Raw genomic sequence first — 12,307 nt, forward strand, 5'->3', positions numbered from 1 at the left:
CTAAGAGTAAAGCTCCTTATGTAACAATCTTAATCATATTGATGCTCCTAAACTTATCCATAAGATAAGGTCTTCTTGCAAACTATGGAGCAAAAACGTGTTTCGCTATAACACGCTTCTGGACAAAAGCTTGCTAGAGCATTCACTTATTCAATTGGTAAGGCCTGAACCTGAAAATCAATCAGCAGCCGTCATTGGAATGCAAAGGCGCTAATCGGCCGTTGTATTTTAAACATTTTCAGGAAGCGCCCTGTGCGAAGCCGCATGCAGGGTGTTGTGGGAGGGAGCCTAGATACCTCCGGCTACCCGATTAACTGGCTAAACTTCAAACGTGAGAAAGTGCATAAGTAAATCAATATCAACTTGCTCAGACAGTGTGTAATTTCCCCCAACTAAACCAAAAATTGCAGACTGCCAAAACTTTAGAGCGGCTTCATTGCCAATTAGCACTCGGATTTGCCATTGACCTGAAAACTGCGCTGTCACCAATTTCAGAGCTTGTTTTCCGACACCTTTTCCCTTGAACTTTCGTAGTACAAAGAACTGCTCAACATCGTAAAATTGCCTGTTAGTTGGGTACTTTCGAACCAGAACAAAACCAGCTAACTCAGTATCAGCGTAAATAAAGTATGGAACATGATCTTCCTGCTTCCAATATACATCCAAGCTGCTTTTATTAAACGTAAAGTGACCATTCTCATTCGGAGACCAGCCCATATGCTCAGACATATCATAAATATAATATGGGAACAGACTCTCAAGAATATGACGAGATTTTGCTCCAATTTTTACTAGAGAAACTTCCATTTTAGTCCTTGCCAGTTAACGCTTTGCTCACCGACACAAAAACGAAGCGTAGCAGTATGTGTCCGAGTGCAGTAACTTTTTATGCCTTGCTTACACCAAACCACGATTTGAGCTTTAAGCTCCATTTTTTTTCGTAGAATGGCTTAGTTTGATTTATAAAGTATTGGCTAAGACCAGAATCATTTTCATTGACTCTGTAGAGATCAACAGGCTCGCCTTTGGGCGCGGTATCGCCAGCTACGTTGCCAGCTTCTCTCATAACCTTTTCAATATCACCATCTGCCTCTATACCAACTATTAGATGTGGTTTCTCGTCAATAGACTTGTCATGCATGAGTGCTAGATAAGCTTTTCTAACATTGCTATGTTTTGCCAATAGCTGGGTAAGTGAGTCAACCATTTTTGACGGGTAATTAGAAGGCTGCCCCAGCAGAACCTTAGTTTCTTTCTCTACCATTCTCTGAGAAGGAGCCTGACTTATGCCTATAGATAACAAGTGTGCAACTTCTTCAGGAACAAACTCTTTTCCGTAATCTGATTTGGGGTTAAGAAATAGCGTAGCTCCTTGAGTCATTTCAAACAAAGAGCGTACTGGTAGGGCCAAATATGATTCTTCGCTATTGATTGATTTTTGCAACACTTCTAGCGAGGAAAAGAACGGAATTACAGGTGAGCCATCTGCCTTTTCCCAATGCTGTATTTGAATTTTATCAACCGCTTCGGGATTCACTTCTCCGTCCGAGCCCGACATTCCAGTTGTACCAAGCACAAATATCTGTGAGCTTAGTAGTACTTCACAGAATTGTGGCCGATGGGCTGGCTCGTCAGCAGCTAACCTTAAAATCTCTTCTAGTTTATTTTCTTCGGTTATTTCCACGATTCTTCCTTTAGGCATCAACGCCCGATTAAGGTGTGAAGCACGCTGCCGCAGAACTCAATTTGACTAACGTAAACACTGAATTCAACCCAAACCAAAAATGCCAAGCGTGCTGAATCACTCTTAAATTGCTTGTGTACGCCCAGCATGGGCATGAACTAATGAGGTGAAAGTCCTCTGTAGGAAGGTCACCGTTTAATAATATTTTGATTATTAAACGCTAACTACTAGCGAATGGCAAGGGCATTGCCGCGAGGGAATGTCTGAAGGAAGCCGGACGCCTTTTTATCTAAAGAGAGGGCGAGCTGATGAACAAGAACATCATATGAGGCGTAGGCTGGAGGCGAGTTGGCACAAGACAACGAAGCCATGTGATCTAACAGCCACCGTAAATGATGCAGCAGCGCAGAAAAAAGAGAAAGTGCATGTTCTACTTCTTATAAACAAAGAGTGGGAGATCTGCTTAGCAAGCGATCGTTTAACTCACTCCATGGCGATATCAGCAGACGGCGTTTTTTTAGATAAAAAGTCCCAATGCCGTTCTATTGTGTAATGGTTGGGACATGGTGAAGGCTTGAACCTGAAAATCAATGAGGAGCCTGTGCAGCTCATTGTCTCCGTATCCGACCGGACTTAGGAACGGTGGCGCAAAAAAACAGAAGCCATCATTGGAATGCAAAGGAGCTAATCGGCCGTTGTATTTTAACCGTTTTCAGGAAACGCCCTGTGCGGCGCCGCATGCAGGGTGTTGTGGGGGCTGGAGGTTAGATACCTCCGGCTACCCGATTATGGTGCATAGCCTAGTGGCACCGAAAATAATAATGTTAGAAAACCAACAATGTAGATGGCAAAGAAAACCAACATAAATTTGCCCAACGTTGCCAGCCCTGAGTCATTTAGCTCTCGCCACTCTCTTTTAAAGATAAACTTCATGAACGTAATATTGCTAGAAAGTGAATTATTCATGATGAGGCTTGGTTTACCCATAGATTCATATTTTTCGGGATGCCTAGTTTCTAATATTTTGAATAGTCGGTAGCAAAGGAAAAACCAGACAAATACCGAGCAAAATAAGACTCCGAACATCATTGGGAACACTTCTTTCACTTCATACTCCTTGAACCATAACGCCTCACTAAGAGGCAAAAAATAGTTGGTTAAAATAAGCGACGCAGGAGCAAAAACCAACTGTTTTTTTGTCCTTTTGAGTGACTTGTGTACGCCCAGCATGGGCATGAACTAATGAGGTGAAAGTCCTCTGTAGGAAGGTCACCGTTTAATAACACTTTGATTATTAAACGCTAACTACTAGCGAATGGCAAGGGCATTGCCGCGAGGGAATGTCTGAAGGAAGCCGGACGCAAATCTGCGAGCTGATGAACAAGAACATCATATGAGGCGTAGGCTGGAGGCGAGTTGGCACAAGACAACGAAGCCATGTGATCTAACGGCCACCGTAAATGATGCAGCAGTGCAGAGACAGTACATGTTCTACTTCTTATAAACAAAGAGTGGGAGATCTGCTTAGCAAGCGATCGTTTAACTCACTCCATGGCGATATCAGCAGACGGCGTTTTTTTAGATAAAAAGTCCCAATGCCGTTCTATTGTGTAATGGTTGGGACATGGTGAAGGCCTGAACCTGAAAATCAATGAGGAGCCTGTGCAGCTCATTGTCTCCGTATCCGACCGGACTGAGGAGTCATGGCGCAAAAAACAGAAGCCATCATTGGAATGCAAAGGAGCTAATCGGCCGTTGTATTTTAACCGTTTTCAGGAAACGCCCTGTGCGGAGCCGCATGCAGGGTGTTGTGGGGGCTGGAGGTTAGACACCTCCGGCTACCCGATGTACGCTCAGCATGGGCATGAACTAATGAGGTGAAAGTCCTCTGTAGGAAGGTCACCGTTTAATAATATTTTGATTATTAAACGCTAACTACTAGCGAATGGCAAGGGCATTACCGCGAGGGAATGTCTGAAGGAAGCCGGACGCCTTTTTATCTAAAGAGAGGGCGAGCTGATGAACAAGAACATCATATGAGGCGTAGGCTGGAGGCGAGTTGGCACAAGACAACGAAGCCATGTGATCTAACGGCCACCGTAAATGATGCAGCAGTGCAGAGAAAAGAGAAAGTGCATGTTCTACTTCTTATAAACAAAGAGTGGGGAGATCTGCTTAACAAGCGATCGTTTAACTCACTCCATGGCGATATCAGCAGACGGCGTTTTTAGATAAAGAGCCCAATGCCGCTTTATTGTGTAATGGTTGGGACACGGTGAAGGCCTGAACACTTAGAATAAAGGAGGAGCCTTGTTAAACTTGAACACCCATTCGCCGTCCGGCGTAGATGCGATTCAGCGTATTAACCCGCAGCCAGCCTTTAGCCAACATCTATTTGAACACATGCTACAACGTGAAAATATTCTGCGTGCGTGGCAGTGTGTTCGAGCCAATAAAGGGGCGGCTGGCGTAGATAACATGTCCATTGACGCCTTCCCTGCTTGGGCAAAAGCACACTGGAAACAGGTGGCGGCGGAACTGCGCTGCGGCCAGTATCAACCTAAACCGGTACGCCGTGTGGAGATAGATAAACCCGATGGCGGGAAGCGCCTACTGGGGATCCCAACCGTGCTAGACCGTGTCATCCAGCAAGCCATTGCCCAAGTGCTAACGCCTATCTTTGACCCTAGCTTCTCAGCGAACAGCTTTGGATTTAGACCAAACAAGAATGGGCAACAAGCGGTGAAACAAGTGCAAAGCATCATCAAGCAAGGCCGACGTTTTGCGGTAGATGTGGATTTATCTAAATTCTTTGACCGAGTTAATCATGACTTATTGATGAGTAAACTGGGTCACCGAATGCAAGATAAGCGCTTACTTAAGCTGATTGGACACTACTTAAGAGCGGGTTTTATCCATAACCAGTGCTATCAGCAAACTCGAGAAGGTGTACCACAAGGCGGACCATTATCCCCCTTGCTGGCCAACATCATGCTCGACCCATTAGATAAAGAACTGGAGAAACGGAGCCATAAATTCGCCCGCTATGCTGACGATTTCACCATCTTGGTGAAAAGTCGGCGTGCAGGAGAACGGGTGCTAGCGAGCATTAGTCACTTCTTGCAACGCCGCTTAAAGTTAATCGTTAACACCACCAAAAGCCAGGTGGTTAAAACAGCGAAGAGTCAGTTCTTAGGGTTTACTTTCAAAGCGGGACGGCTGCAAATCCATGCCAAAACGCTACACCGGTTTAAACAACAGCTAAAGCGCCTCACCAACCGAAACTGGGGCGTGGCGATGGGTTATCAGCTATTTAAAGTAAGCCAATACTTGCGAGGATGGATAAACTACTTTGGGATCGCGAATTGCTATCAACTGTGCGTCGATCTAGATCACTGGATAAGGCGCAGAGTGCGAATGGCCTACTGGCGACAGTGGCGAAAACCGAGAACCAAAGTAAGAAATCTGATGCGTAGAGGGGTACATGTTCAAGCCGCGGTAGCCTGTGGCATAACCAGTAAAGGCCCATGGAGGAGCTCGAAAACACCGGGGATCCAACAAGCATTATCGAATGCTTACTTGAAATCCCAAGGTCTATTTGCGCTACGAGATGGATGGATAAAGCTTCACTATTCTAAGTGAAACGCCCTGTGCGGAGCCGCATGCAGGGTGTTGTGGGGGCTGGAGGCTAGATACCTCCGGCTACCCGATTAGATTCGTGAAATATTGATGGCGCACTGGCTAAAGCATGCAAAGCTAATTTCTCAATATCTCTAGCTGGCTCCTCAGAAAAGTGACGGTAATACCTCATGTACTTTGGCCATTCCTCAATGTACCTGCTGCCACCATGAACTAGTTCATTCCTGAGATCGAAAAGCCAGGATATTTTCTCATTCCAGTGACTACTTTCAGGTAAATAGCTTACACCTTGCTCAATTGACTTTGATACAGATCCAACTTTTCCATAGAGTGCATCTAGAGCAACAAAATAGTGGATGTAGCTTTCAATGTCAGAACTATTCATCCCCTTATTGATGAAGTGAGCACATTTTTCTATTCTATTTCTTTGCTCATCTGCCAATTCTTGCTCTTCTCTATACCATTGTTTTATTTTTGAAATATGTTCATTTTTTATTTCAAGGTCACTGTCATAGTATGGATACAACTCACCTATTTCGTTTTGAGTAAAAGGTTTACCTTGGCTTTTGGCATGAGGTATTTGCATGCACATTGAATAAGGTCTTGCCATAACCTTAAACCTATATTTGTACTCAATGAGTGCCGAAATAACTGAAAATAGCTTTCTGAATTTTAGTGAAGCTGAAAACTTATTTCCTTGATCTGTTCCTTCAGTCTCAGTTGCAAATACATAATCATAATCTTTCCCTGAAAAGGCAGATTTATGACCATCTATAAAATTTCCTGTAACCGGGTCCCATTCACGAAAATAATAACCAAGTTCGATAAGTTCGTTCCATTTGTCACTGTCATTTTTATGAATTACATGAATTTTTTCAGAGTCTATTGTAAATGACTGACCTGTAATTCTGGGGGCTGAGTATATTACGCAACCTAAGGAGATGGATTTTCTAATATTTCCTAAAATCGCATCTAATATATAAGCTCCATATTTGTTTACGTCAGTCTCAGTTCTACACTCAAAAAGTGTGTCCTTATCGCCGAAACAAACTAGATCTCCATTGAATATATTTCTATCTACACAAATCTCATGGAGTGTATCTCTAACAACACTTTGTATAGTTTTATGGTCGCAACCAGAAAATTCTTTCAGGTCGCCATTTATAAGAAATGACAAGTTTTCAACTGTCTTGTATGTAAACAGTGTATACCACCAAGATATTCCAACCCCACCAGAAAACTGGAAAGGATCACGTTTACCAACAAAGAACTGTTCCATTCCATTCTGTGTGCCATCTGGACTATTCAAAAATATATTTTTTGTTAAGGCGATTATCTGTCCAATTATTTTTTTCATTAACTCTATACTGATGGTTGCGGAAGAATCTAACGCCGCCTTAAGCGGTGAGTAATAGTTGGCTAAACTATGTAGTGTAGCTAAGCGGAGCCGAGCCAACTATTACGAATCCGACTTTAAGGCCTTGTGTACGCCCAGCATGGGCATGAACTAATGAGGTGAAAGTCCTCTGTAGGAAGGTCACCGTTTAATAACACTTTGATTATTAAACGCTAACTACTAGCGAATGGCAAGGGCATTGCCGCGAGGGAATGTCTGAAGGAAGCCGGACGCCTTTTTATCTAAAGAGAGGGCGAGCTGATGAACAAGAACATCATATGAGGCGTAGGCTGGAGGCGAGTTGGCACAAGACAACGAAGCCATGTGATCTAACGGCCACCGTAAATGATGCAGCAGTGCAGAGAAAAGAGAAAGTGCATGTTCTACTTCTTATAAACAAAGAGTGGGGAGATCTGCTTAACAAGCGATCGTTTAACTCACTCCATGGCGATATCAGCAGACGGCGTTTTTAGATAAAGAGCCCAATGCCGCTTTATTGTGTAATGGTTGGGACACGGTGAAGGCCTGAACACTTAGAATAAAGGAGGAGCCTTGTTAAACTTGAACACCCATTCGCCGTCCGGCGTAGATGCGATTCAGCGTAATAACTCGCAGCCAACCTTTAGCCAACATCTATTCGAACATATGCTAACGCGGCAGAATATTCAGCTCGCGTGGCAAGGTGTTCGAGCCAATAAAGGGGCTGCTGGAGTGGATAACATGTCCATTGATGCATTTCCTTCTTGGGCAAAACTACACTGGAAGCAGGTTGCTGCTGCGCTGCGTAATGGCCAGTATCAGCCTAAACCGGTTCGCCGTGTGGAGATTGACAAACCCGATGGCGGTAAACGCCAACTGGGGATCCCAACGGTGCTAGACCGTGTTATTCAACAGGCCATAGCTCAAGTGCTTACGCCCATTTTTGACCCTAGTTTCTCAGCGAACAGCTTTGGATTTAGGCCAAACAAGAATGGGCAGCAAGCGGTGAAGCAAGTTCAAGGCATCATCAAGCAAGGCCGACGTTTTGCGGTTGATGTGGACTTATCTAAATTCTTTGACCGAGTTAACCATGATCTGCTCATGAGTCAGCTGGGAAATCGAGTTCAAGATAAACGGCTACTTACACTGATTGGAAAATACCTGAGAGCGGGTTTTATCCATAACCAGTGCTATCAGGAAAGTCGAGAAGGTGTACCGCAAGGGGGACCATTATCGCCCTTGCTGGCCAATATCATGCTCGATCCATTGGACAAAGAGCTGGAAAAGCGAGGGCACAAGTTTGCTCGTTACGCCGATGATTTTACCATTTTGCTGAGAAGTCAGCGTGCGGGTGAACGAGTGCTTACGAGCATTAGTAGCTTCTTGCAACGGCGCTTAAAACTTGTGGTTAATACAGCCAAAAGTCAGGTGGTTAAAACGGCGAAGAGTAAGTTCTTAGGGTTTACCTTTAAAGCGGGACGGCTGCAAATTCACGCCAAAACGTTACACCGTTTTAAACAACAAATTAGGCGTCTAACAAACCGTAACTGGGGCGTGTCGATGGGCTATCAGCTATTTAAAGTAAGCCAATACTTGCGAGGATGGATAAACTACTTTGGGATCGCGAATTGCTATCAACTGTGCGTAGATCTAGATCACTGGATAAGGCGCAGAGTGCGAATGGCCTACTGGCGACAGTGGCGAAAACCGAGAACCAAAGTAAGAAATCTGATGCGTAGAGGAGTACATGTTCAAGCCGCGGTAGCCTGTGGCATAACCAGTAAAGGCCCATGGAGAAGCTCGAAAACACCGGGGATCCAACAAGCATTATCGAATGCTTATTTAGCATCCCAAGGTCTATTTGCGCTTCGAGATGGATGGATTAAGCTTCACCATTCTAAGTGAAACGCCCTGTGCGGAGCCGCATGCAGGGTGTTGTGGGGGCTGGAGGCTAGATACCTTCGGCTACCCGATTATATTCAGTACCCAAAGGCCGGATTTTTAACAAACAACTGTCTAGAACGTGCTTTTTTGACCACTGGTGATTGGTTCAAAAAATCATAATCAGTAACAATCGACTCTGCGTCATCTAAAAAGCCTAGGAAGTACAATGATGCTACTATATTTTCCAATGCATTAGTTTTACTAACCAAATCATGGAAGTTGATTTTAATTTTCCGAACGTTTAAAAAGTATGCCTCAGAAAGTTTTAACTCATTATAATATCTTTCGACATATAACTCAGAAAACTCCAAATCATATGAGAAATAGAATAAAGATACTAAGCCAGCCATAATCTCAGGCGTGACAAATTCTTTTGCACTAGACCATGATTCGTGGCTAGCGTTAATACTATGAGAGACCTCTTCCATAAGATCATTAGCAGGTTTTTTGCCCTGCATTTTACTGATAGACCTCTCGTGACGATCAAACCATATTTTGATAAACGTTTTTATATCATTGACACTTACCCCTAGTAAATCAATGGAAATGTTTATCATTGGAGACATTTCATAGTTATGAGATATTATGTTGGCAGCTTTCTCGAAGTCCTTACCTGAAAGAGAGTAGTCTTTCTTAATATTATCTCTAATATCTTTAAAATCATCGTTTTTCCATAAATCTCTGTTAGGTAATTTTTTTGAAATATCAAAAAGTTCTGCGCGTGATAGTTTCTTTGTAAAAGAACCTAAGGAATACTCCCTTATAAGAAACTCATTCATTTCAACTAGTAAATCCAAATCTTTCTCCAATGTAGTGAAAGAAGACCTGAGGGTAAAAAAGTTGATCAATTGAGTGTTAGTTAAATGTTTAATGTTATTGTTATCTTTCGGATATCTAAAAGTCTGCCCCGTAGGGTCAATATCAGCGATATCCATAATTACTGGCTCAATTCGATTATTGATTTCAGAATATCGGATATCAAAAATTTCAGATTTTCTTTTGAAATAGCACCATATATTTTTAATATCATGCGAACCGGAGAAATTAAACTGAGATGTCTGCCCTTTATATGGTGCTAAGCTTTCAAGCATTTGAATAGCATGTTTTAGCCTTAACTCCACTGAGTGTCGCATATTAAAGCAAATAGGATAGATAAAGTCGTCTATGTGATATTCTATGCTATCTTCTTCAAGCACCTTATCTATAAGTACTCTTGCTGCTCGTGAAAAACCTTTAGAATATTCTTTGTAACCGGGATTACCGTTGGTACCAACGCAAGCGTTAGCCCATGACGGATCTGAACCACAGAATGTCTTATTTACTCTTACCACTAACTCATCCTATCGATTACTGAATATAACGCCGCGTTAAGTGGTGAGCAACGCAGACCACTGCACTTAAAGTATTGTGCCGTAGACACTTAAGCTGAAGCAAACCAAAAATGCCGAGCGTTGGGAATCCGTCTTAAACGCTTTGTGTACGCCCAGCATGGGCATGAACTTATGAGGTGAAAGTCCTCTGTAGGAAGGTCACCGTTTAATAATACTTTGGTTATTAAACGCTAACTACTAGCGAATGGCAAGGGCATTGCCGTGAGGGAATGTCTGAAGGAAGCCGGACGTCTTTTTATCTAAAGAGAGGGCGAGTTGATGAACAAGAACATCATATGAGGCGTAGGCTGGAGGCGAGTTGGCACAAGACAACGAAGCCATGTGATCTAACGGCCACCGTAAATGATGCAGCAGTGCAGAGAAAAGAGAAAGTGCATGTTCTACTTCTTATAAACAAAGAGTGGGGAGATCTGCTTAACAGGCGATCGTTAAACTCACTCCATGGCGGTTATCAGCAGACGGCGTTTTTAGATAAAGAGCCCAATGCCGCTTTATTGTGTAATGGTTGGGACATGGTGAAGGCCTGAACCTGAAAATCAATGAGGAGCCTGTGCAGCTCATTGTCTCCGTATCCGACCGGACTGAGGAGTCATGGCGCAAAAAACAGAAGCCATCATTGGAATGCAAAGGAGCTAATCGGCCGTTGTATTTTAACCGTTTTCAGGAAACGCCCTGTGCGGAGCCGCATGCAGGGTGTTGTGGGGGCTGGAGGTTAGATACCTCCGGCTACCCGATTAAGTGTCTTTTTGAGGGTGGATTGTGTTAGCTAAGTACCCCATTAAGTCTTTAATTATATAGATCATTTTATCAGCGTACTCTTCTGTAATTTCAACTTTTCTTCCATGAACTATAGAATCTCTACAATCTAATACAATATCAATAAAAGATTGATAATGTTTATTGCTTTTAAAGACTTTATTGCCAGTAACAAGAGCAATTGCTTTTTCCCTACTAATATTTTTCTTCTTACCTTTAATTTCTTCGTAAAATTGATCATCTATCTGCTGTTCAGTAAAGCCATTATTTAATAATGCTCGCCTCACTTCTCTAAAAACCCAGTGTTCAAAAGAAATAACAGCAAAAACACAAAAAGTATTGAAATCTTGTTGTTTCCTGTATTTATTGGCGAGTTGTCTATATTTTGTAGCCGGATCTTCTAAATAACCTAGAGTTAGAGCATTTTGTAATGAAAGTATTTTCTCTTGAGACATGTCACAACCAAGCATAACTCCTGTTCCACGCTTATCATAAACACCCATTCCCCATACACTTTCTCCTTTAATATTTTTACCAAGCATTTTGTGCCATGGACTTAGTCTTGATACATTAACTTCAGGAATCCAATCTTTTGTTGAATCATTCATAACCTTGTAAATATAGATAAATTTTTCAATAAACTTTGTCGCAAAATTAACGACTTGTATATGGTTGATAGTTCCTTCATCGTCTTCTATTTGGGAGTTAACAGGGAATTTTACAGGGTCTGTAGACATTATTTTCAACATGAATACAGAGTAGGAATATTCTCCGTAAATATCTTCCATGCCAAGAGTCATTCCCCAACGTTCCTGATCATTACTTACAACTTTATGAAGCCTTAATTCAGCGCCAAAGTTACCAAGTACAATTGAAAGTGGTGGGGTATTATTGGGGTTACTTTGGTCATCAATAGAATCAGGAATTAAAATTACGGCAGGTAAACGACCACCAACATATAACTCAGTTATAGTCTCATCAGGTATTTGAGATTCTTCAAATTCAATTGCACTTCCTTTTGCACCCGAAAATCCATTTAAAACCGTTCTCAAAACATACTCCTAGACACTTAACAGTATATTAATATGCAAATTCCCATCTTTCACGCATGCGAAGTTACCACCTATCACGCAGCACAGAAATTCACACAGCCTTTAATATTCAACTTTATCAACAGCATATCAGTGAATCACCATTTTGACCATGCGTGAAAGATGGTCATGTATAAAGATGGGAACCCACTTAACTGTGTATAATTGCAGTGAAAAGATCGACATATGAGCCCAGCATATCTCGCGTTTATCGAGGTAAAAATGCGCAAAAACGCTTTAGAGAAACAACAATTCGAAGGGATTTAGCATGGATATAGCGCTTTATTTTATTCAACAAGAAACTAGACACTAATTTAAAAAAAACCTTTCACACTCTCGATAACCAAGATTACGCTTTTAAATCCCATCATCTTCGCCGAGTAGCGCAAATGAACAAGGGGCCAAAGTTGAAGTCTGTTTGAGCGTA

The 12,307-nt window shown here is 42.4% G+C and carries 8 protein-coding genes; 2 read left to right on the plus strand and 6 right to left on the minus strand.

Annotated features, from left to right (window positions below):
* Positions 1-318 precede the first annotated feature (318 nt).
* The 3 genes from ACRRSY_RS04325 to ACRRSY_RS04335 form a co-directional block, all read right to left on the minus strand.
* A complete protein-coding gene (locus ACRRSY_RS04325; RefSeq protein ID WP_432454691.1) occupies positions 319-807 on the minus strand; it encodes a GNAT family N-acetyltransferase in 489 nt (162 codons plus the stop codon).
* Positions 808-886: 79 nt separating this feature from the next.
* Positions 887-1,684, minus strand: a complete 798-nt coding sequence (sseB, locus tag ACRRSY_RS04330) for an enhanced serine sensitivity protein SseB (protein WP_432464414.1) — start codon at positions 1,682-1,684, stop codon at positions 887-889.
* A 786-nt stretch (positions 1,685-2,470) separates the two neighbouring features.
* Positions 2,471-2,791 carry a hypothetical protein gene (locus ACRRSY_RS04335; protein ID WP_432464415.1) on the minus strand — a complete coding sequence of 107 codons (321 nt, stop codon included), beginning with the start codon at positions 2,789-2,791 and terminating at the stop codon, positions 2,471-2,473.
* 1,203 nt (positions 2,792-3,994) lie between these two features.
* Here ACRRSY_RS04335 and ltrA (ACRRSY_RS04340) point away from each other — a divergent pair.
* Positions 3,995-5,326 (plus strand): group II intron reverse transcriptase/maturase, encoded by a 1,332-nt coding sequence (gene ltrA / locus ACRRSY_RS04340; protein WP_432464416.1) that lies wholly within the window; start codon positions 3,995-3,997, stop codon positions 5,324-5,326.
* 46 nt (positions 5,327-5,372) lie between these two features.
* On the opposite strand, the gene ACRRSY_RS04345 is transcribed toward ltrA (ACRRSY_RS04340), so the two are convergent.
* Positions 5,373-6,680, minus strand: a complete 1,308-nt coding sequence (locus ACRRSY_RS04345; protein WP_432464417.1) for a hypothetical protein — start codon at positions 6,678-6,680, stop codon at positions 5,373-5,375.
* Positions 6,681-7,271: 591 nt separating this feature from the next.
* Between ACRRSY_RS04345 and ltrA (ACRRSY_RS04350) the strand changes: the two genes are divergently transcribed.
* Positions 7,272-8,603 carry a group II intron reverse transcriptase/maturase gene (ltrA, locus tag ACRRSY_RS04350; protein ID WP_432461015.1) on the plus strand — a complete coding sequence of 444 codons (1,332 nt, stop codon included), beginning with the start codon at positions 7,272-7,274 and terminating at the stop codon, positions 8,601-8,603.
* Positions 8,604-8,677: 74 nt separating this feature from the next.
* Here the strand turns inward: ltrA (ACRRSY_RS04350) and ACRRSY_RS04355 are convergent, their stop codons facing one another.
* Positions 8,678-9,973, minus strand: coding sequence for a hypothetical protein (locus tag ACRRSY_RS04355; protein ID WP_432464418.1), 1,296 nt, complete (start codon positions 9,971-9,973; stop codon positions 8,678-8,680).
* Between the two features lie 794 nt (positions 9,974-10,767).
* A complete protein-coding gene (locus tag ACRRSY_RS04360; RefSeq protein WP_432464419.1) occupies positions 10,768-11,841 on the minus strand; it encodes a hypothetical protein in 1,074 nt (357 codons plus the stop codon).
* Positions 11,842-12,307 lie beyond the last annotated feature (466 nt).

It is taken from the genome of Agarivorans sp. QJM3NY_33 (assembly GCF_050870865.2).
In the GTDB taxonomy this organism is placed as follows: domain Bacteria; phylum Pseudomonadota; class Gammaproteobacteria; order Enterobacterales; family Celerinatantimonadaceae; genus Agarivorans.